Below are 26,634 nucleotides of genomic sequence, written 5' to 3' on the forward strand. Positions count from 1 at the left end.
CAAGCACCACCTCGCACCACCAAGCACCGCCACGCCCCGGCCGGACACCCGGCCGGGGCGTCGTCGTGCCCGGCGGCCCCGCGGCCGGTACGGGACGGGATCCGGTACGGGACGGGGGCCGGACGGGCCGCGTCCACGAACGGGACCCGCCGAACCCCTTGAGCCGACCGATCGTTCGGTTACTCTGTGACGTGTCCCGTCCGCCTCCTCCGAGGAGCGCACCAATGGCTGCTGCGGTCACCCACCCCCTCGTCGCCGAACTCGTCGAACGTCACCAGGAAACCCTGGACCGGGCGCTCACCGCCATCACCGAACGCGACTACTGGTCGCCGTACCCCGAGTTCCCCAAGGCGTACGGCGAGAGCGGCGCCGCGGACGGCAAGGCCGCCTTCGACGCCCTGCTCGGCCGGCCCTTCACCCTCGACGGCCAGCCCACCGACGGCGACCCGGTCGGCGGCGAGGCCTCCCCGTACGGCATCGAGCTGGGCATCAGCTACCCGCACTCGACCCCGGACGCGCTGATCGCCGCCCTGCAGTCGGCCCGTCCCGGCTGGGCCGCGGCCGGCCCGGCCGCCCGCGCTGCGCTCTGCCTGGAGATCCTGGCCCGGATCAACGCCCGCTCGCACGAGTTCGCGCAGGCCGTGATGCACACCACCGGCCAGGCGTACGGGATGGCCTTCCAGGCCGGCGGCCCGCACGCGCAGGACCGCGGCCTGGAGGCCGTCGCCTACGCCTACGCCGAGCAGACCAGGCTCCCGCTGCGGGCCGACTGGACCAAGCCGCAGGGCAAGCGCGACCCGCTGCGGATGTCCAAGGAGTTCACCGTCGTCCCGCGCGGCATCGCGCTGCTGATCGGCTGCAACACCTTCCCCACCTGGAACGGCTACCCGGGCCTGTTCGCCTCGCTCGCCACCGGCAACCCCGTCCTGGTGAAGCCGCACCCGCGCGCCGTGCTGCCGCTGGCGCTCACCGTGCGGATCGCCCGCGAGGTGCTCGCCGAGGCCGGGTTCGACCCCAACCTGGTCTGCCTGGCGGCCGAGCACGAGGGCGCCGCCGTGGCCAAGGCGCTGGCCGTGCGGCCCGAGGTGAAGCTGATCGACTACACCGGCTCCACCGCCTTCGGCGACTGGCTGGAGGAGAACGCCCGGCAGGCCCAGGTCTACACCGAGAAGGCCGGCGTCAACACGGTGGTGATCGACTCCACCGACGACTACCGGGGCATGCTGGCCAACCTGGCCTTCTCCCTGTCGCTGTACAGCGGCCAGATGTGCACCACCCCGCAGAACCTGCTGATCCCGCGCACCGGCGTCCGCACCGACCAGGGCGACAAGTCCTACGACGAGGTGGTCGCCGACCTCGCGGCCGCCGTCGAGGGCCTGCTCGCGGACGACGCCAGGGCCGCCGCCGTCCTCGGCGCCGTGGTCAACCCCGGGGTGCTCCAGCGCACCGTGCAGGCCGCCGGCGGCGAGTACGGCGAGCTGGCCCTGGCCCCCCGGGTGGTCACCTCCCCCGACTTCCCGGCCGCGACCGTCCGCACCCCCGCGCTGGTCAAGGCGGACGCCGACAAGCCGGACGACCGGGCCGCCTTCCTCACCGAGTGCTTCGGGCCGGTCTCCTTCGCCGTCGCCGTGGAGTCCACCGAGGCCGCCGTCGACCTGCTCCGCCGCACCGTGCGCGAGCAGGGCGCCATGACGGCGGCCGGCTACACCGTCGAGCCGGAGGTCGAGGCCGCCCTGGTCGAGGCCGCCCTGGACGCCGGCGTCTCGCTGTCGCTCAACCTCACCGGCGGCGTCTACGCCAACCAGACCGCCGCCTTCTCCGACCTGCACGGCACCGGCGCCAACCCGGCCGCCAACTCGGCGTACTGCGACGCGGCCTTCGTCGCGAACCGGTTCCGTACCGTCGAGGTGCGGCGCCACCTCTGACCGGGGCCGCACCTCGCCCCCGCGCTTCAGCCCCGGGCCGCCCGCCCGGGGCTGAAGACCCAGACCCGCAGCAGCACGAACCGCACCAGGGTGGCCAGCGCGTTCGCCGCCACCAGGGTGGCCAGTTCGGCGCCGTGCCGGGCCTGCGGCTGCACCACCCCGAGCAGGGCGATCGCACCGCTGCTCAGGCCCAGCCCGATCAGGAACGCGATGCCGCCCTCGACCTGGTGCTTCAGGGCGTCCCGGCTGCCGGTCACCCCGAAGGTGAAGCGCCGGTTGAGCGCGGTGTTCGCCACCGCCGTCACCGCCAGCGCCAGCGCGTTGGCGAGCAGCGCCGGCATCAGCTGACGCATCCCCAGGTACAGCAGCACGTACGCCAGCGTGGAGAGCGTGCCGACCACCGCGAAGCTCGCCAACTGCCAGCCCAGGCCGGGCGCCAGCCGGGCCTGCCGGACCCTCGGCGGCACCGGCAGCCGGGTCGCGCCGGACAGCGAGCGGCGGGCCACCCGGGCCATCCCCTTCAGGTCGTCCAGCACCGTCCGGACGATGTCCACCCGGCTGTCCGGATCGTCCACCCAGTCCACCGGGACCTCGTGGATCCGCAGGCCCGACCGCTCGGCCAGCAGCAGCAGCTCGGTGTCGAAGAACCAGGCGTTGTCCTCCACCTCGGCCAGCAGCCGCTGCACCACGTCCGTCCTGGCCGCCTTGAAACCGCACTGCGCGTCCGAGAACTTCGCCGCCATGGTGGCCCGCAGCAGCACGTTGTAGGTGCGCGAGATGAACTCCCGCTTGGGCCCGCGCACCACCGCCGAGCCCCGGTGCAGCCGGCTCCCGATCGCCAGGTCGCTGTGCCCCGACAGCAGCGGCGCGACCAGCGGCAGGAACGCCTCCAGCCCGGTGGACAGGTCGACGTCCATGTACGCCACCACGTCCGCGGCACTGTCGCCCCAGACCTGCCGCAACGCCCGGCCCCGGCCCTTCAGGTCCAGGTGCACCGCCCTGACCTGCGGAATCTCCGCCGCCAAGGCACAGGCCACGGCCCAGGTGCCGTCGATGCTGGCGTTGTCGGCCACCGTGATCCGGTAGTCGTAGGGGAAGGTCTCGTCGAGATAGGCGTGCAGCTTGCGCACGCAGCTCTCCAGCACGTGCTCCTCGTTGTAGACCGGCACGACCACCTCGACCAGCTTGGTCGCGGTCCGCGCCGGAGCTCCGGCGCGGAAGCCGCCGGAGGGGGCGGCGCCGGCGTGCGCGGGGCCGGCGTCACGGTCGGTCTCGGATGTTGCGGGCTGAGTCATGATTCGGAGATTCACAGGCTCCGATGGGGCCGCGATGATGGGAGGCTGAGAGAGCGCTGAGAACTCGCTCCCACCCTCGTCCCACCGCCGGGAGATGACATATGACCGAGAAGCAGCTCAGCTCCGATGTCCTGATCGTCGGAGCCGGACCGACCGGGCTCCTGCTGGCCGGCGACCTGGCCACCGCCGGCGTCCGGGTCACGGTGCTGGAGAAGCGCGGCAGCGAGTCCAACCTCACCCGGGCCTTCGCCGTGCACGCCCGGACGCTGGAGCAGCTCGACGCCCGGGGGCTGGCGGACGACCTGATCGCCACCGGCACCCCGCTCTCCTCGTTGCGCCTGTTCGGGCGGCTGCGGATCGAGCTCGGCGCACTGCCGACCCGGTTCCCGTTCGTCCTGATCACCCCGCAGTCCAACACCGAGCGGCTGCTGCAGGAGCGGGCCCTGAAGGCCGGCGCGACGATCCTGCGCGGCGTCGAGGTGACCGGCCTGCGGCAGGACGCCGACGGCGTGCGGATCGAGACCGGCGAGGGGGACGCCAGGACCGTCCACCGGGCCCGCTACGCGGTCGGCGCCGACGGCGTCCACAGCGCCGTGCGCGACCTGCTGGGCATCCCGTTCCCCGGTGAGTCGGTGGTCGACTCGGTGCTGCTGGCCGACGTCCGGCTGGAGCGCGCCCCCGAGGACGTCCTGACCGTCGGCGCCAACGAGAACGGCTTCGCCTTCCTCGCGCCCTTCGGCGACGGCTGGTACCGGGTGATCACCTGGGACCGCGCCCGCCGGCTCCCCGACAGCGCGCCGGTCAACCTGAGCGAGATCGCCGACATCACCCGCCGGGCGCTCGGCGAGGACTACGGCCTGCACGACGCCCGCTGGTCCTCGCGGTTCCACAGCGACGAGCGGCAGGCGCCCACCTACCGCTCCGGCCGGGTCTTCCTGGCCGGCGACGCGGCGCACTGCCACTCCCCGGCCGGCGGCCAGGGCATGAACACGGGCCTCCAGGACGCCGCCAACCTCTCCTGGAAGCTGGCCGCCGCCGTCCAGGGCTGGGCCCCCGACGCCCTGCTGGACACCTACCAGACCGAGCGTCACCCGGTCGGCCGGACCGTCCTGCGCACCTCCGGCGCGCTGGTCCGGCTCGCGCTGGCCCGCACCGGCCCCACCCGGGCCCTGCGCTCCGCGCTGACCTCCTTCGCCGACGGCCTCGGCCCGGTCGCCGCCAAGGGTGCCCGCAGCGTCTCCGGCATCGGCGTCAAGTACCCGGCGCCGAAGGACTCCCACCCGCTGGCCGGCCGCCGGGTGCCGGACCTGCGGCTGACCGGGCTGTACCCGGCCGAGGGCACCGCGGACGGCCGGACGGGCGGCCCGGGCCGGCTGTACGAGGCCCTGCGGGCCGGCCGGTTCGTCCTGGTCAGCAACGACGAGCTGTCCGCCGCCGACCCCTGGGCGGACCGGGTGGTCACCGCCGCCCCCTCCGACCCGCACGGCAAGCTCCGCGACACCGTCCTGCTGGTGCGCCCGGACGGCTACGCCGCCTGGGCCGCCGTCGACCCCAGCCGGGGCGAACTGCGGGCCGCCCTGGCGCACTGGCTGGGCGCCCCCTCGGACGACTGATCCCGGCAGCGGGCCCGGGGCGGCGGCCCCCGGCCCGCCGGCGGCCCCGGGCACCGCCGGGCACCGCGGGGCCCGCGTGCGCGACGCCGGCCTGCGCGCAGGACGCCGGGGACGTACGGGGTGCGGGGACGCAAGGGCGCCGGGGACGTACAGGGCGCCGGGACGCAAGGGGCGCCGGCCCACGGGGGCGCCGCAGTTCACGATCCGCCGTACTTCCCGACCCGCCGGCCCGTTTCCCCGGTCGGCCCGTTTCCCGGTCGGCCCGTTTCCCCCGCGACCCCGCTCCCCATTCGCGGCACTCTCCCCCCGCCCCAATGCCAGGAGAAGTCCCGTTCGCCCTGCGCGAATTGGGCCAGACCAATTCCGGTACGCCTCACCAAACGCTGTGATCTGCGCAGATGACGCATCGACAGCCATTCACTGTATGGACTGACGCCCATTCTGTTTCTGTTCCGCGCGTCCACACTTGACTGTTCTTTAGTAATGAATTGCTCGGCCATGAGCCAATTCCCGCACGCCCTCTGGGATGTTCTAGCAAGCGTTTTCGAACCCGGAACGCCCAGTCCCTGCCGGCCCCCACAGCCGGCCAGAGGAGGAGCCCGTGCGCCCCCGCCCGCTCGCCCTTGCCGCGGCCCTGACCGTCCTGCCGTTGACCGCGCTCTCGCTGGGAATCACCGCCGCCCAGGCCGCCCCCGCCCCGAACGCCACCGCCTCCCGGGTCGCACTGCCCGACACCGTCACCCCGGCGGTGGCGCGCTCCGAGAAGAAGGGCGACGTCCCCGCCGCCCAGCAGCTCTCGGTGGCCGTCAGCCTCAAGCTGCGCGACACCGCGGGCCTGGACCGCTTCCTCACCGCGGTCGCCACCCCCGGTTCGCCGGAGTACGGCAAGTACCTGACGCCCGCCCAGTTCACCGCCCGGTACGGCCCGACCCAGGCCGCCGTGGAGCAGGTGAAGAGCTACCTGAAGTCCCAGGGCCTGACCGTCGCGAGCGTCAGCGACAACCGCCAGGTGGTCAACGCCCAGGGCACCGCCGAGCAGATCGCCAAGGCCTTCGGCACCCACGAGAGCGCCTACCTCGACCCGCTGCAGCAGCGGACCTTCTTCGCCAACGACGCCGCCGCCTCGGTGCCGGCCGACCTGGCCGACGTCGTCCAGGGCATATCCGGACTGAACAACCACACCGTGCGCACCACCCGCCTGGCGAAGCCGCAGAACGCCACCGCGAACGCCGCGCCGCACGCGACCCCGAGCGGCTTCGGGCCCGGCCAGTACGACGGCGCCTACAAGCTGAACTCGCTGGGCGCCGACGGCACCGGCACCAAGGTGGCGCTCTGGGAGTTCGACGGCTACAAGTCCGCGAACCTGCAGACCTACGACACCCAGTACGGGCTGACCGGCCCGGCCGTCACCACCGTGTCGGTGGACGGCGCGAACTACGACTCGGCGCCCGGCGACGGCCAGGGCGAGGTCGAGCTGGACAGCGAGATCGTGCGCGGCGTGGCCCCCAAGGCGACCCAGCTGGTCTACGAGGCGCCCAACAGCGACCAGGGCGAGATCGACATGGCCGCCAAGATCGTCTCGGACAACCTGGTCTCGGTCATCTCGATCTCCTGGGGCTCCTGCGAGCCGGACACCACCGCCGCCTCCATGACGGCGGTCGACAACTCCTTCAAGCAGGCCGCCGCCCAGGGCATCTCGATCTTCTCCGCCTCCGGCGACGACGGCTCGCGCGACTGCACCCGCTCCACCAGCGGCTCCACCGTGAAGGCCGTCGACTTCCCGGCGTCCAGCCCGCACCAGACCGGCGTCGGCGGCACCAACCTCAAGGTCTCCGGCACCAGCTACTCCTCGGAGAGCGCCTGGAGCACCGCCGGCGGCGGCGTCTCCACCGTCTTCGGCAAGCCGTCCTGGCAGACCGGCACCGGCGTCACCGGCACCATGCGCACCGTCCCGGACGTCGCCTCCAACGCCGACCCGGCCAGCGGCTTCGCGATCTACACCACCGGCGGCTGGCAGGTCTACGGCGGCACCAGCGCCGCCGCCCCGCTCTGGTCCGGCTACGCGGCGCTGTTCAACCAGAAGGCCGGGGCGGCCGGGAAGCCGGTGCTCGGCGAGGCCGCCCCCAAGCTGTACACGGTGGCGAACGGCAGCGGCTACGCCGGCGCCTTCCACGACACCGTCACCGGCAAGAACCAGGACTTCTCCACCAAGGCCGGCTACGACCAGGTCACCGGCTGGGGCAGCCCGGTCGCCGACGCGCTGACCACCGCCCTGCTCGGCGGCACGCAGACCGGCAACACCGTGACCGTCACCAACCCGGGCAACCAGAGCACCGCCACTGGCACCGCCGTCAGCCTGCAGCTCAGCGGGTCGGACAGCGCCACCGGCCAGACCCTGACCTGGAGCGCCACCGGCCTGCCGACCGGGCTGTCGATCAGCTCCACCGGCAAGATCACCGGCACCCCGGCCGCGGCCGGCACCTACAACGTCACCGTGACGGCGAAGGACACCACCAACGCCACCGGCTCCGCCTCGTTCACCTGGACGATCGGCGGCACCAGCACCTGCACCCCGGCCCAGCTGCTCGGCAACGCGGGCTTCGAGACCGGCACGGCGGCGCCCTGGACGGCCTCCACCGGCGTCGTCGACAACAGCTCCGGCCAGGCCGCGCACTCCGGCTCCTGGAAGGCCTGGATGGACGGCTACGGCTCGGCCCACACCGACACCGTGTCGCAGACCGTCACCATCCCGGCCGGCTGCAGGGCCACCTTCTCCTTCTGGGTGCACATCGCCACCGCGGAGACCGGCACCACCGCCTACGACAAGCTGACCGTCCAGGCCGGCTCCACCACCCTGGCCACGTACTCCAACGCCAACGCGGCGACCGGCTACGTGCAGAAGTCCTTCGACCTCTCGGCCTTCGCCGGCCAGAGCGTGACCCTGAAGTTCACCGGCACCGAGGACTCCTCGCTGCAGACCAGCTTCGTCGTCGACGACGCGGCGGTCACCACCTCCTGAGGTCCCTGACCTCCTGAGACCGGCCGGCGCACCGCCGGGGCGGGCCCGAGCGGCCGGCCCCGGGCGGTGCGCCGCGCGGCCGCCCCGCCCGGGCGCCGGCACCGCCGGGAGCCCTCCCCGCCATCCGGCGGTCCCCTACCGTGACCACTGTCATACGCGCGGTGGATGACGTACCCTCTCGACCGTGCGTAGGGTTCCCACAGCTCGGTGATACGCGGCTCCCAGCGCATACCGGCAGCGGGCCGGTCCCGCCGAACTCGCTTGGTGGGGAAGGTATCCGGATGGGCTCACAACTCCCACAGAACTCCGCAAGACTTCGTCTGGTCGGACAGCAGGCGGACGTGACGCGGGCCGACGGAACACGGGTGGACGGAACGCGGGCGGTCGACACACCGGCCACCGGGCTCCCGCCTGCCGGGCAGCCGGGGCCCGTACCCCCCGGCGCCGAGGAGCGCCCGCCCGCCGAGGCGCCCGCGGCCGCGCAGCCGCAGGTCGCGCGGATCAACCCGGCCGGCAGCTTCGACGAGGCCCTGAACGCCGCCATCGAGGCCAGCGGCCTCAGCCTGGACCGGATCAGGGCCGCCCTCGCCGACCGCGGGGTCCGGGTCAGCGTCACCACCCTCAGCTACTGGCGGCGCGGGCGCAGCCAGCCCGAGCGGGCCGCCTCGCTGCACGCCGTCCACCTGCTGGAGGAGCTGCTCGGGTTCCCGCACGAGGGCCTGTCCGCCCTGCTCGGCCCGCCCCGCCCGCGCGGCCGCTGGGCCACCGCCCCGACCACCGGCAGCCTGCGGATCGAGGACGTCTGGCCCGGCCAGCAGCAGATCGCGGACGTCTTCACCGAACTGGACGCGCCGCCGGTCGGCGAGCTGGAGCGGCTCAGCATCCACGACGCGTACTACGTGGACGCCGAGCACCGCGGCCACCTGCTGCGGATGCGCCAGGTGGTCCGGGCCACGGTGAGCGGGGTGGCCCGCTGCCTGGTGGTGCACAAGGCGGACGAGGGCGCGACCGGCTGCCCCGAGATCACCTCGGTGCGGCACGCCCGGCTGGGCCGGGTCCGCCGCCGGCCGGAGAACGGCCTGGTGGTGGCCGAGCTGATGCTGGACCGCCCGCTGGGCCTGGGGGACAGCACGGTCTTCGAGTACGAGGTGGAGATCCCGTCCGACGGCCCGACCACGGTGTACGGGCGGCGCTTCGCGGTGCCGGTGCGCGAGTACGTGCTCCAGGTGCACTTCGACCCGGCGGCGGTGCCCGCGCACTGCGAGCGCTACGACCGCTCGCCGGGCGAGGAGGTGGACCGGCGGCGCGAGCAGCTCTGGATCGGTGCCTCGGCCAGCGCCCACGTCCTGGCACCGGACCAGCAGCCCGGCGAGGTCGGCATCCGCTGGGAGTGGGAGTGACGCTCCGGCCCGGACCGGCCGGGGCGCCCGGGGGCCGTCCGGCCCGCCCTGCTCGTCGTGCCCGCCCTGGCCGCCCTGCGTGTCCCGGCCGCCCCGGCCGCACTGCCTGACCTGCCCCACCTGACCTGCCCCACCTGCCCGGCCGCTCCTGACCCGCCGTCGGGCCGCCGTCGCCGCCCGGCCCGCCGTCGGCCGGCCCGGCACGCCGGTGCGCAGCGGGGTGGCCACCCGGCTGCCCCTGTTCCCCCGGCCGGGTGCTTCGTGCCGGCAGCACCGCGCGCCGCCCGCCGTCCGACGGTCTTTCAGCTCCGCCCCCGCCGAGCCGGCTCACCCGCGCGGCCCATCCCACCGTGCCGAATACCCGTCCGATTTGGGACGTTGGTCCTGATAACACCGAATCGGCCTGGGAAGGTCACTCCTGCCGTGCCGTCAGCCCCCGCGCGAGGTGGCTCCCGGCCGGGGGCGACGGGCCCCGGAACGACGTGCCCTGGAAAGGGGCGGAGATGACCCGACTGCTGGAGTTCGACGAGGTCGAGCCGGACACCGACTGCATATGCCCCGGCTGCAACGCCCGCCGCCGGGCCAGGCTGCACGCCGCGGCCGTCCGGGACGGCGGGCACGCGGCGGCGCACAGCGTCCGCCGCCGGGCCGCCGTCCTGTTCGCGGCCGTCGGCACCGTGCTGGGCGGCGGCGCGGCCGCGGCCGCCGTCCCCACGCCGAGCAGCAGCACCCCGGCCCCCCGCACCCCGCAGGGCGAGGTCACCGGCCGGTTCGGCGGCGACCCGGCGGGCGGCACGGCCCGGCTGCAGGCCGTGCAGGGGATCACCCGCGAGCAGATCATCGCCCGCGCGCAGGGCTGGGTGGACCAGAAGGTGCCGTACAGCATGAGCACGTACTGGTCCGACGGATACCGCCAGGACTGCTCCGGCTACGTCTCGATGGCCTGGGGGCTGGCCGCCAGCGAGACCACCTGGACCCTGCCCGGCCTCGCCGACCGGATCACCAAGGACGAACTCCAGCCGGGCGACGTGCTGATCTTCAACAACCCCTCGAACCCGCAGGCCGGTTCGCACGTGACGATCTTCGGCGGGTGGGCCGACGCCGCCCGCACCAGCTATCTGGCGTACGAGCAGACCTCCCCGACCACCACCCGGCGGACCACCCCGTACGCCTACTGGAGCAACTCCACCGGGTACCTGCCCTACCGCTACAAGGCGCTGTCCCCCGGCGGCACCGAGGGCGGCACCGACCCGGGCACCGGCACGGGCACCGGCACGGGCAGCAGCAGCGACGGGACGGGCCAGGGCACGGCCTTCCCGGGGGCGGACAAGTTCGGCCCCGGCCGGTCCAACGAGTACATCACCCGGCTCGGGCAGATGCTGGTCCAGCGCGGCGGCGGCCGGTTCTACTCCGAGGGCCCCGGCCCCACCTGGGGCGAGGCGGACCGCAAGGCGACCGAGGCGTTCCAGCTGGCCCAGGGCTGGACCGGCGCCGAGGCGGACGGCCTGCCCGGCCGGGACACCTGGGACTTCCTGGTCAACGGCAAGGGCAAGAACATCGGCGGCGGATCGCCCCCGCCGCCGGTCACCCCGCCCACCCCCACGCCGCCCACCACCCCGCCGGCGACCGGCGTCCCGGCCTTCCCCGGCGTGGACAGGTTCGCGCCGGGTCAGTCCAACAGCTACGTCCAGCAGCTCGGCGAGCAGCTGGTCCGCAAGGGGTTCGGCCGCTACTACAGCCAGGGCCCCGGCCCGCGCTGGAGCGAGAGCGACCGGCTGAACACCCGGGCCTTCCAGCTCTCGCTGGGCTGGAGCGGCGACGAGGCGGACGGCTACCCGGGCCCCGACACCTGGCGCCGGCTGTTCGGCTGAGCCGCCGTCCGGCGGCCGGCCCGGAGTGTCAGGGCCGGCGGCCGGACATCCAGTGGAAGAGCCCCATCGCCACGCTGGTGGCGAGGTTGAAGCTGGACACCCCCGGCTGCATCGGCACCGCGACCAGCCGCGCGGCCCGCCCGCGCAGCTCCTCGGAGACCCCGTGCCGCTCGGTGCCGAAGGCGAGCAGCGCGTCGTCCGGCACGGTCACCGACCTGATGTCGGCGCCCTCCGGGTCCAGGACGTAGAGCGGCCCGGCGGGCAGCTCGGCGAGCGTCAGCCGCTCCACCGCCGTCGCGAAGTGCAGTCCGGCGCTGCCCCGCACCACGTTCGGGTGCCAGGGGTCCAGGTCGCCGGTGGTCACCACGCCGGTGGCGCCGAAGCCGGCCGCCAGCCGGATCACCGCCCCGACGTTGCCCAGGTTGCGCGGGTTCTCCAGCAGCACCACCGGGGCCGGGCGCGGGCTCCGGGACAGCGCCGCCAGGTTGGCCGCCGGGCCGGGCCGGACGGCCAGCGCGACCACTCCCGTCGGGTGTGGCTTCGGGGCCAGCGCGCGCAGCGCCGGGCCGGGCAGCTCCACCGCCAGCGCGGCCAGGGCGGGCGCCACGTCCGGCGCCAGTTCGTCCGCCAGGCGCAGCAGCGCGGCCAGGTCGTCGGTGCACGCGTACCGGACGTCCCCGCCGAAGCGCAGCGCGTGCTTCAGTGCGTGGAACCCGTCCAGGACCACCGTCCCGGGGGCGGCGGCGCTCTCCCGCCAGCTCCGTACCAACCCGGTGGCCTCGGCCTCGTCGTTCATCCCCCCACTCTGCCACCCCCAGCCCGCCGCTCGGGCGGGCCCCCGCGCCCGGCCGCCGGCCGCCCTCAGGAGCCCGTGTGCTCGCGCTCCCGGGGCTGCTGCGCGGCGCCCGGCCCGCCGCCGCGGCGCAGCGCCCGTTCCAGGTCCTTCAGGGACTGCAGCAACAACCGGGTGGCGGACCTGATCACGTCCAGCCGGTCGCTCTCCGGCGCCTGCGCCAGCTCCCGCTCCAGCTTGGCGTGGGCCTCACGGACCGAGTCGAACTCCACCCGCCGCCCGGTGAGCAGGGCGCCGGCCGCCAGCGCCGTCCCGTACCTGACCTCGTCGGCGAACTCGGGGACGCCGGGCACCGGGTCGGCGTCCCGGCCCGGCAGGTGCGCCTCCAGCAGGATGCCGACCCGGCCGAGGTGGCCGACCGCCGCCCGGGCCCGGTCGATCTGCTTGCGCGAGACGTCCGGCAGCCGGGTCCTGTTCCGGCCCGGCTCGACGTCCGCCCGCTGCACCGCCTGCATCAGCTCGGAGCGGGCCTCCCGGGAGTCCAGCAGGGCGGAGCGCACCTCGCCGGAGCCGTCGGTGGCCGGGTCGCCGTAGACCCGCAGCGCGGCGGCGTTGTAGCGGCCGGCGGCGGCCAGCCACTCGGCCAGCCGCTCGCCGAGCCGGGCCGACTGCCAGGTCGGGAAGAGCGCGTACGCGAGCAGCGCCACGCCACCGCCCAGCAGGGTCAGCCCGACCCGCTCGAAGGCGGTGGCCAGCGGGTCCCCCGGCTGGAGGCCGAGCAGGAAGACCACGTACGAGGAGACGCAGGCGGTCATCAGCGCGTACCCCGTGCGCAGGGTCAGGTAGGCGCCGCCGATGAAGAGCACCGCGAAGCCGGCCGACAGCCACTGCCCCGGGTCCAGCAGCTGCACCACCAGGGTGGAGAAGGCCACGCCGACCACGGTCCCCGCCAGCCGGGCCACCCCCCGGCTGTAGGTCTGCGCGAAGTCGGGCCGCATCACCATGGCGGAGGTCAGCGGGGCCCAGTAGCCGTGGTGGAAGCCGACCGTCCGGGCGAGCAGGTAGGAGACGGTGACCACCCCGGACAGCCGGACGGCGTGCTGGAAGACCGCCGAGTGCGGCTCCAGCTGCCGCCGGACGGTCCGGGCCGCCACCGGCACCATCCGGTGCAGCGGGGGCTTGCGCAGCGTGCTGCCGGGGTCGACCGCCAGCGAGCCGATGCTCTCCTCGTCGCTGCCGTCCAGGATGTCGGCGGCCCGGCGCAGCAGGCCGGCCAGCCGGCGGGTGGCCCGGCGGGCGGCGCCGCGCAGCTGCGGCCCCTGCGCGGGGGTCACCAGGGTGAGCGCGGGGGTCGAGCGCGGCAGCCGGAGCGGGTCGCCGGTGCGCACCGCCCGGGCCAGCGCGTCCGTCGCCTCGGCGGCGGCCGCCAGCACCTCGCGGGCCCGGTCTCGTTCGGGCCCCTCCGCCGGGGCGCCGACCTTCGGGTCGGCGATGGCGGCCAGGGCCGGGCGGATCCGCTCCGCGATGCTGCGCAGTCCGCGCATCTCGGCCGGCCGGCGACGTTCCTGCCAGGAGGTCAGGGTGGCGGCGTGGCGGGCCGTGATGAAGGGCGCGGGGTCCAGGTGCGCGATCGGGTCGTGACGCAGCCGGCGGGCGTAGTCGGCGAGTTCGGCGAAGGTGTCGGCGAGCGCCTCGCGCTGGGCGGTCCAGTTGCCGATCGGCCAGACGGTGATCAGCAGGGCCTGGACGGCGCCGCCGAGCGCGCAGACCAGGCCGTGCCCGAGCGCGGCGGGCACGCTGACCGGCAGCTGGACGACGACCAGCATCACCGAGACGGTGGTGGCCGCGACCACGCCGGCGGTGGGCCCGATCGCCCACATCAGCCCGGCGCCGAAGGCCCAGACCGCCAGCAGGACGGGGAAGGCCCCCGGCACGCCGACCGCCAGGTACCCGAGGAAGGTGCTGATGCCCAGCCCGGCGCCGGCCGCGACCGCGATGGTCGGCCGGGGCCGGAAGCTGCGCTGGAAGGTCGCGGTGCCCGCGATGAAGGCGCCCATCGCGGCGGAGGTGGCCAGCCCGGGCCCGCCGACGGCCAGGGTCGGGAAGATCACCAGGGCGACGGCGACGGCGCCGCGCAGCGCCCGCTGGGGGTTGGTGAGGGTCCGGTCCAGGGTCAGCCCGGCCCGCGCCGTGTCGCGGAGGGCAGCTAACCAGGACATAACGGACAGCTTAGACCGGTCGACCCAGGGTGGGCGGCCGGAGCAGCGCGCCCCCGGCGACCACGGCTACCGCGGCCGCCGGCGTCCGGCCCGGGGGACGGCGGGCCGGAGCCGGAGGCCGGAGAGCCCGGCCCCGGCCCGGAGCAGCAGGGTGGTGGGCAGGAACACCGCGTCCGCCGCGATCATCGCCAGCGAGAAGACCGGCAGCCCGAGCACCACCGCGATCCCCGCGTGCTCGGCCATCATCACGGCCAGCAGCACGTTCTTGACCCGCCGGTCGATCAGCGTGAACGGGAAGGCCACCTGGACGGCCACCGTCCCGTAGGTGATCAGGAAGACCGGCAGCAGGGCGCCTCCGAGCAGCCCGGACAGCCACGGCCAGGGCGCGAAGTAGTCCAGGTGCAGCGGGTAGTAGAGGGCGGTCCCGTCCTGCCAGCGCGAGCCCTGGACCTTGTACCAGCCGGCCGTCGAGTAGATCAGCACCACCTCGGCGGCGATCACCAGCAGCGCGCAGTTGTGCAGCATGGTGGCCAGCGCGTCCAGCACCGCCCTCGGCTCCCCGTCCGGCCACCAGCGGTTGACGGCGTACCAGAGGCCGGCCACCGCCCACAGGCCCCAGAGCAGCGGGGCGAACCCGGGGTACGGCCGGGCCGCCGACACCCAGTCCAGGCTGCCGCCGGAGAAGCCGCCGAACTGGGCCGCCGTCAGCGCGGCGCCGAGCACGGCCCAGAGCGCCACCCCGCCCCGGCCGCGGTCACCGCCCGCGCGGCGGCGGGCGTCCAGCGACCAGACGGTCGCGCACCGGGTGAGGACCAGGTAGACCGCCATCACGTGCAGCACGTTGTCGCCGCCGTCGCCGACGAAGACGTTCCGGTTCTGCAGCGACAGCAGGGTCACCATGAACAGCACGCCACTGGCCCTGGTCCGCCAGCCGAGCACCACCAGCAGGGCGGCCAGCACGGCCAGGTGGTAGACCAGCTCGAACCAGAGCCGGCCGCCGGACCAGGTCAGCACGGTGAACGCGCCGTTGTCCGCCAGCAGCCGTCCGGCCAGGTCCAGCGACCAGGGCGAGCGGTCCCCGTACAGCACCCGGCGCTCGGGCCACTCGCGCAGCAGGAAGGCCAGCCAGGCCAGCCCGAAGCCGATCCGCACCACGGCCGCCTGGTACGGGCCGAAGACCCGCCCGGTGAAGGCGGCGAAGCCCCGGGCCAAGGCCGCCCCCACCGCGGCCGCCGGTCCGGCCGCGGGGCCGCTCACAGGGCCGGTGCCGACGTCGGTCCCGGCGCCGCCGGCGGGCCGGGGGGCCGCTCCGGGGACGGCGGCCGGCACCGGTACGGCGTCGGGGAGGCCCGCCAGCGCGGCCGGCTGGCGGGGGATCCCGACCAGCAGCTGCTGCTCCGGCGGCAGCGCCGGGCCCGGGCCCTCGTCACCGGCCCGCTGGTCACCGGCCCGCTGGGGGCCGGCGCCGCGGCCGCGCGAGGGCTCCGCCTGCGGCGCCCCGGCCTGGGAGGTCCCGCTCACGCCAGCCCCCGGTAGTCCTCGTCGTTCACCGGCCACCACGGCAGTTCCCGGGCCGGCGGGGTCACCGGCGGGCTCTCGCCGGCCCAGCCGGGCGGCGCGACCGGCACCGCGGTCACCCGGAACTGGATCTCCAGGATCCGCTCGCCGTCGGCGGTGCGGCCGATCCGCTGCAGCGCGATCCGCTTGAGGTACTGCTCGGCGAGCTTGCCCCGGGGGTTGGTCAGCGTGCCGTCCGGCCCGGCGTGCGAGCCGTCGTAGAAGTCCCAGGCCCGGCGCAGCATGTTCTGGTCGGCGTGACTGGGCGCCGGGTTGCCGCGGATCGCCGCGATGTCCTGCTCGGTGAGGCCGAGCCAGTCGTGCTCGCGGGTCGCGCCGCCGTCCACGACGGTCCGCACCCGGGCGTCCAGGCGGACGTTCTGCTGGAGCGGGTTGGGCGCGAACAGCTTCCAGTTCTGCTCGAACTCCGGGTAGACGATCCCGTCGACCTGGTGCCGGTACTCCCGGGACAGCGCGTTCGCGGGCGCGACGTGCAGGAAGACGGCGCCCAGGAAGACCCCGGTGGCGCCCAGCAGCAGGGCCCCGGACAGGCAGAGCACCACCAGCGCGGGCGTCGACCAGACGCGGGCGGGGGCGGCGGCCGGCTCCCCGGGCACCGGTCCGGGCGGCTCGCCGGTCTGTCCCGGCCCGCCGGCGATGGTCCGCGCCATGCTCTCCCCGGGTGGTCGCTCGCGCCGCTGCCCGGCCCTGCGCCGGGCGGCGCGCGCCCCAGCGCGGGGCCGCTCCCGGGCCCGGCCGGGGGCACCCCTCGGGCGCGCCCGCCCATCTTGCCCTAAGGCCCCACGGCGGGGGGAGGGTCCGGCGGGGCCGGTCCGGGGCCGGCGCGACGACGGCCGGCCCCGGAGCGCGGACGGGAGCGCGTCCGGCCGGGTCTGCCGGTCCTGCCCGTCCTGCCCGTCCTGCCTGTCCTGGCCGTCCTAGCCGTCCTAGCCGTCCTAGAGGACGAAGGCCTCGGCGCCGCCGGTGCCGACCATCGGACGGCCGGCGCCCTCCCAGGCGAACATCCCGCCGTCCACGTTGACCGCGTCCAGGCCCTGCTGCACCAGGTACTGCACGACCTGGGCGGACCGGCCGCCGACCCGGCACAGCACGTACAGCTTGGCGTCGGGCAGCTCGCCGATCCGGGCGACCACCTCACCGATCGGGATGTGCCGCGCACCGTCCACGTGGCCGGCGTCCCACTCATCCTGCTCGCGGACGTCGAGCAGGACGGCGTCGGCGGGGACGGCGGCGGCGTCGATGGAGGGGATCTGGGGGAACATCGTCTGGGTCTCCTGGGTCGGGTTCTCGGTGCGGTCGTCCACGGGCCGGCCGGCGGGCGCGGCGAGCAGCCGCTCCAGCTCGGCCTGCTGGGCGGCGGCCTTGGCGAGCAGCTGCTCGGCGAGCTCCTCCAGCAGCCGGTCCGGGTCCTGGGGGGAGAGCGCCAGCAGCTCGCCCATCGCGGTGTTCTCCAGCCGGACCTGCTCGGCGGCCACCTCGGCGATCTTCCCGCCGAGCCACTCCAGCCGCTGGCGCAGCCAGGCCAGCCGGTCGGGGGAGTCGACGGCGGGCGCGGCCTCGGGGTCGGTGGACCACTCCTCGGCGAGCTGCGCCAAGGCCTTGGCGTCGCCGTAGGCGTACGCCTCGTTGACCCGGGCGATGAACGCCGAGCGGCGCCGCTGCTCGGCCGGGTCGGTGGAGAGGTCCGGGTGGGCCCGGCGGGCCAGGTCGCGGTAGATCCGCTGGGCCTCCTTGCCCGGACGCACCCGGGTCGGCGGCTCCGGCGGTGCGGCGGCCGCCTCCTGCTCCTGGATGTCGGCGAAGAGCGACTCCAGGTCGGGGAGCTCGTCCACCTGCCGGCGGGCGTCGGCGGCCCGCCGGACGTCCTCGGGGTGGCCGGTGCGGGCGGCGACGGCCTCGGCGATCAGCGCGTCCAGCTCGTCCAGCCGTGTGTAGAGCGGGCCGAGCAGCTGGTGGTGGATCAACGCGAAGTTGTCGATCTCGACCCGCAGGGTCTGCACGTCGACGTCCATCGTCAGCCAGGCGAGTTCGGTCGCGGCGACCCGCTCCTCCAGCTCCTGCTGCTCGGGGTCCGACCAGCGGACGGGGCTCTGCGCAGTCACCTTCTCGCCTCTGTCTCGTCTCGGTGCGATCAGCCAGACTACCCCGCCGGCCCGGCCTCCCGGCGGGCCGGGAGGGAGCTTGCGACACTCGTTGGATGGACAGGGCGTGCGTGGCGGCGCACTCTGGGTGACACGCAACTGATACTTACGAATCTCACCGTTTCGCTATCAGTCCAGACCCTCTCCGTGCTTCGCTGGATGCGGCAGAGCACGCCGCCCCCCACACAGAACGGCCACCCTCAGGCGCGGCGGCCAGGCGGGAGCAGACCGAATCCATGGTGGACGAGCCCAACTCCACACCGAGTACGGATGCCGCCCCGGCCGCCCAGGGCGGTGCCGGCGACCGTGACGACCCGCCGTCAGGAGTGGCAGCCCTCCTGCGGCTCGCCGCCGTGCTGGTCGACGAGGACGGCCGGATCGTCCAGTGGAACCGGGGGGCCGAGGAACTCTTCGGGCACCGCGCCGAGGTCGCGCACGGACGTACCGCCTCCGGACTGCTGCCCGCCTTCGAGCCGCGCACCGGCCCGCACGCCCTGCCCGGCCAGGTCCGGCCGCCCGGCACCGCCCCGCATCCCGGCACCGTCCGGCAGTCGGCCGGCCGGCGCTGCGACGCCTTCGACACCCTGGACGACCTCACCCAGCTCGACACCCCGTGGTCGGGCCCGATGGCCGTCACCGACCGCGAGGAGCGGCTGCGGGACATCCTCTGGTGGGCCTACCCGCTGATCGAGCCGGCCGGCCGCAGCCTGCTGGCACTGGCCGTGGACGCCCGCCCGCTGCGCTCGGCCGGCCCGCGGATCGCACTCGGCTCCAAGCTGCTGCCGTACGCGGCCACCACCACCGCCCAGGGCGGCTTCCACCGGCTCGGCGCCACCTTCGCCCCGCCCGGGCAGGGCTCGGCCGGCCCGTTGGCCGCGCTGCTGCCCGCCGGGTCGCCGGAGCGGGTGCGGCGGCTGCTGGCGCAGCTGCTCCGGGCCGGCCTGCCCGCCCTGTGGGTGGACGCGGCCACCACGCTGCCGGTCCTCCCGTACGAACTGCCCGCCGCCGGCACCGCCCGCGCGGCCGCCGGGCTGGGCCGCCGCTACCCGACCGCGCAGCAGCGCGCCGCCCGGCTCGGCTCCGGCCGGCCGGGCGAGCAGGCGACCGGACGCCGGACCGACGGGGGCACCCCCGCCATCGCCCGTGGCGCCATGCTCGGCCTGCGGGTGCTGCCGTCCGGCGGCTCCGGTCCGGCCGGGCCCGGCGGGGCGCTGCCCGGCCAGCGCGAGTCGGCCGCGGCGGCGCCCGCACCCGACAGCTCCGAAGGACCCGAAGGAGGAGCCACCATCGAGCAGGCCGCCGTCGAACCCTCCGCCAACGGCCACCGCGACCGTGCGACGGACACCGTCACCCCCACCGTGCCCGCCCCGGGCGGGGCCCGGCCGGCCGACCAGCTGGTCCCGATCCTGACCAACGGCCAGGCCGGCGAGCAGCTGGCGCTGCTGGGCGAGGTCGGCGGCAAGGTCGGCACCACGCTGGACCTGCACGCCACCGCGCGCGAGCTGTGCCAGGTGCTCGTCCCCCGGGTCGCCGACTTCGCCTGCGTGGACCTGCTGGACGGGCTGATCTCCGACTCGGAACTGCCCGCCGCCCGGCCGGACGACGACACCATGCTGCGCCGGGTCGCCCGCACCTTCAACGACGCCGCCGGCCAGTGGGACCACGTCCTGGAGGAGGGCGCGCTGCTCGCGATGCCGCGCAGCACCCCGCCGGGCATGGCGCTCCAGCTCAACCAGCCGGTGCTGGTCCCGGTGATCAGCCCGGACGTCGCGGTGGACTACGCGGCCTCGCTGGGCGGCACCGGGCTGGCCTCGGTGGTGGCCGGCCGTTCGATGCTGGTGGTGCCGCTGTCGCCCGCGGCACCGTGCTCGGCATCCTCAAGCTGCTGCGGCTGGCCGACCGCGCGCCCTTCGACGAGAGCGACGCGGCCACCCTCAAGGAGCTGGCCGCCCGGGCCGCGCTGTCGCTGGACAACGCCCGGCTGCACCGCGCCGAGTCCCGGGTCGCCACCACCCTGCAGCGGTCGATGATCCCGACCCGCCCGCCGCGGATCCCCGGCGTCCAGATCGCCCACCGCTACCTGCCCGGCGACCCGCGGGCCGAGGTCGGCGGCGACTGGTTCGACGCGATCCAGCTGCCCGGCAGCCGGGTCGCCCTGGTGGTCGGCGACGTGATGGGCCACGGCCTGCACTCGGCCGCCGCGATGGGCCGGTTCCGTACCGCGATGCAGACCCTGGCCGCGCTGGACCTGCCGCCCGGGCAGCTGCTGCGCCACCTGGACAACCTGGCCCACAAGCTCGGCGACGACCATCTGGCCACCTGCCTGTACGCGGTCTACGACCCGATCAACCGCACCTGCGAGCTGGCCAGCGCGGGTCACGTCCCGCCGGTCCTGGTGCACCCGGACGGCACCGGCGAGCTGCTGGAGATCCCGGCCGGGGCGCCCATCGGGGTCGGCGGGGTGCCGTTCGTCGCCAAGAAGATCGACGTCCAGGACGGCTCGATGCTGGTGCTCTGCACGGACGGTCTGGTCGAGGTCCGCGGCAGCGACATAGGGGCGGGGCTGGCCGCGCTCTGCGGCAACCTGATCGACCCCAAGCAGACCCCCGAGCAGGCCTGCGACGTGGTGCTGGAGCGGCTGCACTCGGACGACCGCAAGGACGACGTCGCCCTGCTGGTGGCCCGCTTCGACGGCGTGGCCCCGACCGAGGTGGCCACCTGGGACCTCACGGTGGACACCGCCGAGGTCCGCCGGGCCCGCACGCTGGTCCGCGAGCAGCTCGCCGCCTGGCACCTGGAGGCGCTGACGGACACCACCGAGCTGCTGGTGAGCGAGCTGGTGACGAATGCCGTCCGGGTGGCCCGGGACAGGGTGCGGCTGCAGCTGATCCGGGTGGACAAGCTGCTGGTCGAGGTCAGCGACGACAACCACAACCTGCCCTCGCTGGAGCCCGCCGAGGCGCTCGGCGAGACCGGCCGGGGACTGCACCTGGTGACCAAGCTCGCCGAGCGCTGGGGCTCGGCCCGCAAGGCCGTCGGCAAGGTGGTCTGGTTCGAGCTGCCGCTGCCCCGCAGCGTCCGCGACTGACGTCGCGGTGGGCCCGCCCTGCGCGGCGGGCCCGCCGGCGGATCCCGCCGGCGGATCCCGTCAGGGGATGACGGCGCCCGCGGAGCCGCGCCGCCTGGCCTCGCCGGCGCGCCCGGCGGCGGCGATCGCGGTGGCGGCGACCACCCCGGCCAGCATCCGCGGCCAGAGGCCCCCGAACACCTCGACCGACGTGGCGATCAGCATCGCCGCCATCAGCGCGACCACGTGCTCCAGGCCGGCCAGGTTGGGCAGGATCACGGCCTCGCCGATCATCAGCACCAGCACGGTGCCCCCGGTGAACCAGGCCCGGCAGCGGAAGGCGATGCAGAGCGCCAGCCCCACCACGGCGGCCGACGGGCCGGTGTCGCGCACGTGCGCCACCCACCGCGGGAAGCCCAGCAGGTGGTCCGGCCCGACCGCCACCGCCACCCGGGCGAAGAGCGTCCCGGCCAGGGTGCAGACGTAGGCGATCACCAGGGTCATCCGGCGGCCCAGCACGATCTCGGCCAGCCCGAAGACCAGGAAGACCTGGGCCAGCGCGCCCCAGACCGGCAGGTCCAGCGCCGGGACGTAGAGGGAGAGCGGGGTCCGCAGCAGCGAGACCTCCAGCGGCAGCGAGGCCCGCACCACCCCGATGCTGGTCACGAGGCGCTCGCCGCCCGGCAGGTGCTGGACGACGCTGAACACCATGATCAGGAGCGTCGCGGCGGTGGCCAGCGGAACGGCCGCGAACTTCCGCTCCACCAGCCGTTCCCGGACAGCGCCGAACAACGGCCCCCACTCTGCGACAACGGCCCGCCTGGCAAATGCCAGCGGACCCTTTCGCACGCCCCCCGCGTGGGTCCTCTGATTCACAGCCTTCGCTCCAATTCCGATGCTCCCCGAAACCTCTACCACCACTCAACATTAGAAGGCGGCCAAAGAATCCCCATCGGCAATTCTGTCGATTCCACGTCATCCCAAAGTGGGAGATCGACGACCGAAACACCGTCATTCGGGTGATTCGGCTTCCCTCCGCCCCCCGGCGGAGGGACTACCCCTTCCCAGTCCGTTCCGCCGTAGGCACTCGCGGCCCCACCACAGCGGGACGCGCGTGTCGGCGACGGAACAGAGCGGGCAGGCTCGGTGCGGTGATGAAACCCTCGGCACGCGCGCTCGCGATGCCGATCCGCGGGATCTCGCTGCTCTTCTCGAACAGCAGATAACGCGGCTCCCAGATCGGCCGGTACTTCGCGTTCGCCCGGTAGAGCGATTCGATCTGCCACCAGCGCGAGAAGAACCCCAGCACGGAACGCCACAGCCGCAGGACCGGGCCGGCCCCCAGTTTCGAACCGCGCTCGAAGACCGACCGGAACATCGCGAAGTTCAACGACACCCGTTCCAGCTGGACCTCCCCGGCCCGCTGGAGAAGTTCGATCACCATGAACTCCATCAGGCCGTTCTCGGTGTCCCGGGCGCGGCGCATCAGGTCCAGCGAGAGGCCCTTCTCGCCCCAGGGCACGAAGCTCAGCAGGGCCTGCAGCTCACCCTCGGCGTCGTGGCACTCCAGCATCACGCAGCGGCCGTCGTCCGGGTCCCCCAGGCGGCCGAGCGCCATCGAGAAGCCGCGCTCGGTGGCGCCGTCCCGCCACTGGTCCGCCCGCTCGACCAGCTCGGCCATCTCGCACTCCGGCACGTCCTCGTGCCGCCGGATCCGCACCGTGTAGCCGGCCCGCTTGACCCGGTTGTAGGCCTGGCGGACCACCCGCATCGCCCGGCCGTCCAGCGAGAACTCGTCCAGCTCGACGATCGCCTCGTCGCCCAGCTCCAGCGCGTCCAGCCCGTGCCGGGCGTAGATCACCCCGGCCTCCTCGGAGGCGCCCATCACGGCCGGCGCCCAGGCGTGCTCGCGCGCCTCGGTCAGCCAGGCGTCGATCGCCCCCGGCCAGGCCTCCGGGTCGCCGATCGGATCGCCCGAGGCCAGCGAGACCCCGCCGACCACCCGGTAGGTCACCGCCGCCTTGCCGCTGGGGGAGAAGACCACGGCCTTGTCGCGGCGCAGCGCGAAGTAGCCCAGCGAGTCCCGCCCGCCCTGCCGGTCGAGCAGGTCCCGCAGCCGCCGCTCGTCCTCCGGGGTGAGCAGCTCCTTGTCCCTGGGGCTGCGGAAGGCCACGTAGATCACCAGCAGGAAGAGCACCGCGCTCATCGTGTTGATGACGGCGTTCACCCAGGTCGGCACGGAGATCACCGAGTCGAGGTGCTGGGACGGCGCGATGGTGACCATCCGGCCGAGCGCGTACCGGTAGAGGTCCCAGAAGTGCGCGCCGGCCAGGCTGTTGTTCAGCCACACCAGGAACGCGCCCACCCCGGCCCCGGCCAGCAGGCCGGCCACGAAGGTGGCCGCCGCGGTCTTCGGGTTGGAGCTGTCCCCCTTGGAGGTGAACTCCTTGCGTCCGGTCAGCAGTGCCACCAGGAACAGCCCGGTCAGCGTGATGGAGAACCAGTTGAAGGGGTGCTTGGCGTAGTCGTAGCCGTCCTCCGGCGGCCACGCCATGAACAGCACGTACACCAGGAAGGTCAGGCCGGCGAGCGCGGTGTTGAAGATCCACGCCGCCCGCTTGCGCCGCCGCATGGCGACCGCCAGGAAGATCGACAGGACCACCGAGCCCAGCCCCGCGGTCAGCAGGTACGGGGTGAAGAACTCACCCTCGTTGTGGTCCTGCACCTGGTCGCGGAACGGCACCGCGAGCACGGTGACGACGTTGAGCAGGGCGAGCAGCCGCAGGTACCAGACCGTCGCCGCCGCGGCCCTCGGGCGCCAGCGCGACATGGGCCCGGGCCGGTCCGCGGCGGGCGCTGCGGCGGACGGCTCCGGCTTCACAGTGGACGACACAGCTCTATTCCAAACGATCAGGTGACGGGGCGCATCCGCGACAGCGGGCCGCGGCCGGCGGCACCGACCCGTCCGCCCGGGCCGTCCTCGCCCGGCGCGGCCTCGTCCGGCCCGCGCCCGCAGGGGCCGCTCATTCCATGGTTGCCCACCCGACATGAGAATTTCGTGAACCCGGTAGGCGATTCACACCCCCGCCGTTCGGCGGGGGTCACCGCCCCCCGGCCGGTACGCGACGCCCCCGCGCGGGCCCTAGGCTCGAACCGGCCGCACCAGGGACGGCCCGCAACCGAGGAGGGACCATGGCGACGACCCGTGTACTGATCGTGGACGACGAGATCCTGGTCCGCTCGGGACTCGGACTGATCGTCGGCTCGGCCCCCGACCTGGAGGTGGTCGGCGACTGCTCCGGCGGCCAGGCCGAGGAGGACGTCCGCCGGCTGCGCCCGCACGTGGTGCTGCTCGACATCCGGATGCCCGACCTGGACGGCATCTCGGTGCTCCGCCGGCTGCGGGCCCTGCCCGAGCCGCCGGCCGTGGCGATGCTCACCACCTTCGACACCGACGAGTACATCGGCACCGCGCTGAAGGCGGGCGCCGCCGGGTTCCTGCTCAAGGACACCGCGCCCGAGCAGCTGGTGCACGCCGTGCGGGTGCTCGCCGCGGGCGGCAACATCCTCTCCCCCACCGTCACCCGCACCGTGATCGGCGGCTACGTGGACGGCGGCGGGCCGGACGCCGACGCCACCGCGCTGGCCCGCACCCTCACCGGCCGCGAGCTCGACGTCCTGGCGCTGCTCGGCGAGGGCCTGTCGAATGCGGAGATCGCCGACCGGCTCTTCCTCGGCACCGGCACGGTCAAGGACCACATCAGCGCCATCCTGGGCAAGCTCGGCACCGTCAACCGCGTCCAGGCGGCGGTGGTCGCCCACCGGGCCGGCCTGGTGAAACCACAGCCCCGCGACAGCGCATGACCGCCGACCGGCCCCGCCGGCGGCCCGCCTGGACCGGCTCGCCCTGGGTGGCCCTCCTGCTGCCGGTGCTCTTCTCGCTGGTGGACGCCGCGCTGGTGGCCCGGAACTCCTCCTGGTGGGAGAACGGCCTCTCCGTGCTGGCCGCGGTGGCCCTGCTGCTGCGCCGCCGCTTCCCGGTGCTGGTGCTGCTGCTGACCCTGCCGGGCAGCTTCCTGAACTACATCTGGATCGCGCCGGTGACCGCCGTGTACTCGGTCGCCGCGCACCGCTCCCGGCCCTGGGTGACCACCGTCGCCGCGACCGCCTTCGCCCTGGTCGAGTTCTTCCACTGGCCGCTCTCCGACCACCCGCTCGCCCTCGACCGGGACAACGCCCTCTACGCGATCCAGTGCGTGATGCTGGCCGGCGGCCCGGCCGCCCTCGGCCTGCTCTCCCGGACCCGGCGGGAGCTGGCGACCAAGCTGGACGAACTGACCCGCGGCCAGGAGCGGGAGAGCAGACTGCTGGCCGAGCGGGTGCTGATCAGCGAGCGCGGCCGGCTGGCCCGGGAGATGCACGACGTGGTCTCGCACCAGGTCAGCCTGATCAGCATCCAGGCCGGGGCCCTCCAGGTGAGCAGCGCCGACCCGGCCGCGGTGGCGACCGCCAGGACGATCCGCGAACTGTCGGTGCGCACCCTGGAGGAGTTGCGCCAGATGGTCGGCGTCCTGCGGGCCTCCGGCGTCCGGCGGGACGTCCCGCTGGCCCCGCAGCCCCGGCTGGCCGACCTCTGCCGGCTGATCCAGGAGAGCGGCCTGCCGGCCGAGACCGAGATCAGCACCGGGGAGCTGCCCTGGCCCGAGGCGGTGGAGCGGGCCGCCTACCGCACGGTCCAGGAGGCGCTGACCAACATCAGCAAGCACGCGCCGGACGCCGCCGTGGAGGTCCGGGTGCTGGCCCGCGGCGCGCGCCTGCGGGTCGAGGTCCGCAACGGCCCGCCGGCCGGACCGGACGGGCGGCCCGGCGGCACTCCCGCCGAAACCCTCCCCGGCGGCGGCCACGGCCTGATCGGCCTGCGCGAACGCGCCCAGCTCCTCGGCGGCACCCTGACCGCCCGCCCCACCCCGGACGGCGGCTTCGAAGTCCTCGCCGACCTGCCGGCCGCCCGGGACTGACCGGGTCGCACAGGAATCCGGCCCCGGAACACCACCTCGGTGCCCTGGCCTCACCCCCGTAGGGCCGCGCCCCGGAGGCGGGCGGGCGCACAAAAAGAAAAGCCCCGCAGATCCGAAGATCTGCGGGGCTTCGCTGTGCGCGAGGGGGGAGTTGAACCCCCACGCCCTTTCGGGCACTGGAACCTGAATCCAGCGCGTCTGCCTATTCCGCCACCCGCGCATGGGTGTTGTCGTAGATGCTATCCGATCCTCCGACCCGCTCCGCACCGTCTCCGGTGTTTCGCTGGCCTTCGGTCCGGCTGCCTTGCGGCCGCCCCTTCCGACATGGAAAACATTAGCACGCCCCTGGGGCTACCTCCGAATCCCTTTCCCCGGACCGCCCGGGCACCACCCCTCGAAGCCCGGTCCGGCGGGCGGACAGCGGCCGGCCGAAGGGTCTCCCGGCGGCCGGGCGCATCCGAACGGCTGCCCCGCGAACAGGCGAGCGAGGGGTGAGCGGGCCTTCGGCCGGGTAGCCCTGCCTTGCCGGACACCGGGGCGAAGACCGGCGCGGGTACCGGCGCGGGCGTGGTGTGCGCGAGCCCACCCCCGGGTACGACGCGGTCCGGGAACCGTACGGATGGCCCGGGCGTGGATACGATCAGTACGGAAGTACCGCAAGTAGGCGCGACCGGGTTCGAACCGACCCGGTCCGC

The 26,634-nt window shown here is 74.6% G+C and carries 17 protein-coding genes and 1 tRNA gene; 9 read left to right on the top strand and 9 right to left on the bottom strand.

Annotated features, from left to right (window positions below):
• The first annotated feature begins 224 nt into the window (after positions 1-224).
• The gene (gene paaN, locus IE329_RS15800) at positions 225-1,925 is read left to right on the top strand and encodes a phenylacetic acid degradation protein PaaN (RefSeq protein WP_190211506.1); all 1,701 of its coding nucleotides are present in this window, start codon (positions 225-227) and stop codon (positions 1,923-1,925) included.
• A 26-nt stretch (positions 1,926-1,951) separates the two neighbouring features.
• On the opposite strand, the gene IE329_RS15805 is transcribed toward paaN, so the two are convergent.
• Positions 1,952-3,220 carry a bifunctional glycosyltransferase family 2/GtrA family protein gene (locus IE329_RS15805; protein WP_190211507.1) on the bottom strand — a complete coding sequence of 423 codons (1,269 nt, stop codon included), beginning with the start codon at positions 3,218-3,220 and terminating at the stop codon, positions 1,952-1,954.
• A 101-nt stretch (positions 3,221-3,321) separates the two neighbouring features.
• Between IE329_RS15805 and IE329_RS15810 the strand changes: the two genes are divergently transcribed.
• The 4 genes from IE329_RS15810 (at position 3,322) to IE329_RS15825 (ending at position 11,123) form a co-directional block, all read left to right on the top strand.
• On the top strand, positions 3,322-4,833 hold the full coding sequence (locus IE329_RS15810) for an FAD-dependent monooxygenase (RefSeq protein WP_190211508.1): 1,512 nt from the start codon (positions 3,322-3,324) through the stop codon (positions 4,831-4,833).
• A 601-nt stretch (positions 4,834-5,434) separates the two neighbouring features.
• Positions 5,435-7,852: a protease pro-enzyme activation domain-containing protein gene (locus IE329_RS15815; protein ID WP_229927474.1), complete on the top strand. Its 2,418-nt coding sequence runs from the start codon at positions 5,435-5,437 to the stop codon at positions 7,850-7,852.
• A gap of 365 nt (positions 7,853-8,217) precedes the next feature.
• Positions 8,218-9,252, top strand: coding sequence for an XRE family transcriptional regulator (locus tag IE329_RS15820; protein WP_190211509.1), 1,035 nt, complete (start codon positions 8,218-8,220; stop codon positions 9,250-9,252).
• A 503-nt stretch (positions 9,253-9,755) separates the two neighbouring features.
• Entirely contained in the window at positions 9,756-11,123 is a 1,368-nt protein-coding gene (locus IE329_RS15825; protein WP_190211510.1) for a peptidoglycan-binding protein, read from the top strand.
• A 28-nt stretch (positions 11,124-11,151) separates the two neighbouring features.
• Here IE329_RS15825 and IE329_RS15830 read toward each other — a convergent pair whose 3' ends face one another.
• The 5 genes from IE329_RS15830 to IE329_RS15850 all read right to left on the bottom strand — a co-directional run bounded on the left by IE329_RS15830 (position 11,152) and on the right by IE329_RS15850 (position 17,815).
• Positions 11,152-11,919 (bottom strand): TrmH family RNA methyltransferase, encoded by a 768-nt coding sequence (locus IE329_RS15830; RefSeq protein WP_190211511.1) that lies wholly within the window; start codon positions 11,917-11,919, stop codon positions 11,152-11,154.
• A gap of 65 nt (positions 11,920-11,984) precedes the next feature.
• The gene (locus tag IE329_RS15835; protein ID WP_190211512.1) at positions 11,985-14,135 is read right to left on the bottom strand and encodes an FUSC family protein; all 2,151 of its coding nucleotides are present in this window, start codon (positions 14,133-14,135) and stop codon (positions 11,985-11,987) included.
• 66 nt (positions 14,136-14,201) lie between these two features.
• A complete protein-coding gene (locus tag IE329_RS15840) occupies positions 14,202-15,656 on the bottom strand; it encodes an HTTM domain-containing protein (RefSeq protein ID WP_190211513.1) in 1,455 nt (484 codons plus the stop codon).
• The gene (locus IE329_RS15845; protein ID WP_190211514.1) at positions 15,653-16,363 is read right to left on the bottom strand and encodes a DUF5819 family protein; all 711 of its coding nucleotides are present in this window, start codon (positions 16,361-16,363) and stop codon (positions 15,653-15,655) included. The genes IE329_RS15840 and IE329_RS15845 overlap by 4 nt, the downstream gene beginning before the upstream one ends.
• Positions 16,364-16,648: 285 nt before the next feature.
• Complete coding sequence (locus IE329_RS15850; RefSeq protein ID WP_190211515.1) at positions 16,649-17,815, bottom strand: rhodanese-like domain-containing protein; 1,167 nt, start codon at positions 17,813-17,815, stop codon at positions 16,649-16,651.
• Positions 17,816-18,090: 275 nt separating this feature from the next.
• Between IE329_RS15850 and IE329_RS40615 the strand changes: the two genes are divergently transcribed.
• Together IE329_RS40615 and IE329_RS40620 are read left to right on the top strand one after the other, a co-directional pair.
• The gene (locus IE329_RS40615) at positions 18,091-19,884 is read left to right on the top strand and encodes a PAS domain S-box protein (protein WP_229927475.1); all 1,794 of its coding nucleotides are present in this window, start codon (positions 18,091-18,093) and stop codon (positions 19,882-19,884) included.
• A gap of 143 nt (positions 19,885-20,027) precedes the next feature.
• Positions 20,028-20,942: an ATP-binding SpoIIE family protein phosphatase gene (locus IE329_RS40620; RefSeq protein ID WP_229927483.1), complete on the top strand. Its 915-nt coding sequence runs from the start codon at positions 20,028-20,030 to the stop codon at positions 20,940-20,942.
• Between the two features lie 60 nt (positions 20,943-21,002).
• Here the strand turns inward: IE329_RS40620 and IE329_RS15860 are convergent, their stop codons facing one another.
• The gene (locus IE329_RS15860) at positions 21,003-21,713 is read right to left on the bottom strand and encodes a hypothetical protein (protein WP_229927476.1); all 711 of its coding nucleotides are present in this window, start codon (positions 21,711-21,713) and stop codon (positions 21,003-21,005) included.
• Positions 21,714-21,975: 262 nt separating this feature from the next.
• Positions 21,976-23,751 carry a phosphatidylglycerol lysyltransferase domain-containing protein gene (locus tag IE329_RS15865; RefSeq protein ID WP_190211571.1) on the bottom strand — a complete coding sequence of 592 codons (1,776 nt, stop codon included), beginning with the start codon at positions 23,749-23,751 and terminating at the stop codon, positions 21,976-21,978.
• Positions 23,752-24,113: 362 nt separating this feature from the next.
• Here IE329_RS15865 and IE329_RS15870 point away from each other — a divergent pair, with 362 nt between their 5' ends.
• Together IE329_RS15870 and IE329_RS15875 are read left to right on the top strand one after the other, a co-directional pair.
• The gene (locus IE329_RS15870; RefSeq protein ID WP_190211517.1) at positions 24,114-24,785 is read left to right on the top strand and encodes a response regulator; all 672 of its coding nucleotides are present in this window, start codon (positions 24,114-24,116) and stop codon (positions 24,783-24,785) included.
• Positions 24,782-25,939: a sensor histidine kinase gene (locus tag IE329_RS15875; RefSeq protein ID WP_190211518.1), complete on the top strand. Its 1,158-nt coding sequence runs from the start codon at positions 24,782-24,784 to the stop codon at positions 25,937-25,939. Before IE329_RS15870 ends, IE329_RS15875 begins: the two co-directional genes overlap by 4 nt.
• Positions 25,940-26,075: 136 nt before the next feature.
• On the opposite strand, the gene IE329_RS15880 is transcribed toward IE329_RS15875, so the two are convergent.
• A tRNA-Leu gene (locus IE329_RS15880) sits at positions 26,076-26,159 on the bottom strand.
• Between the last annotated feature and the right edge of the window lie 475 nt (positions 26,160-26,634).

The organism is Kitasatospora indigofera (genome assembly GCF_014655955.1).
GTDB classification, from domain to species: Bacteria; Actinomycetota; Actinomycetes; order Streptomycetales; family Streptomycetaceae; genus Kitasatospora; species Kitasatospora indigofera.

Bases quoted from the DNA above. Each gene is read 5' to 3' on its own strand.
- IE329_RS15845 (WP_190211514.1), bottom strand. From the start codon at position 16,363: ATGGCGCGGACCATCGCCGGCGGGCCGGGACAGACCGGCGAGCCGCCC.
- IE329_RS15835 (WP_190211512.1), bottom strand. From the start codon at position 14,135: ATGTCCTGGTTAGCTGCCCTCCGCGACACGGCGCGGGCCGGGCTGACC.
- IE329_RS15825 (WP_190211510.1), top strand. From the start codon at position 9,756: ATGACCCGACTGCTGGAGTTCGACGAGGTCGAGCCGGACACCGACTGC.
- IE329_RS15875 (WP_190211518.1), top strand. From the start codon at position 24,782: ATGACCGCCGACCGGCCCCGCCGGCGGCCCGCCTGGACCGGCTCGCCC.
- paaN (WP_190211506.1), top strand. From the start codon at position 225: ATGGCTGCTGCGGTCACCCACCCCCTCGTCGCCGAACTCGTCGAACGT.
- IE329_RS15810 (WP_190211508.1), top strand. From the start codon at position 3,322: ATGACCGAGAAGCAGCTCAGCTCCGATGTCCTGATCGTCGGAGCCGGA.
- IE329_RS15870 (WP_190211517.1), top strand. From the start codon at position 24,114: ATGGCGACGACCCGTGTACTGATCGTGGACGACGAGATCCTGGTCCGC.
- IE329_RS15805 (WP_190211507.1), bottom strand. From the start codon at position 3,220: ATGACTCAGCCCGCAACATCCGAGACCGACCGTGACGCCGGCCCCGCG.
- IE329_RS15865 (WP_190211571.1), bottom strand. From the start codon at position 23,751: ATGTCGCGCTGGCGCCCGAGGGCCGCGGCGGCGACGGTCTGGTACCTG.
- IE329_RS40615 (WP_229927475.1), top strand. From the start codon at position 18,091: ATGGTGGACGAGCCCAACTCCACACCGAGTACGGATGCCGCCCCGGCC.
- IE329_RS15830 (WP_190211511.1), bottom strand. From the start codon at position 11,919: ATGAACGACGAGGCCGAGGCCACCGGGTTGGTACGGAGCTGGCGGGAG.
- IE329_RS40620 (WP_229927483.1), top strand. From the start codon at position 20,028: ATGGGCCACGGCCTGCACTCGGCCGCCGCGATGGGCCGGTTCCGTACC.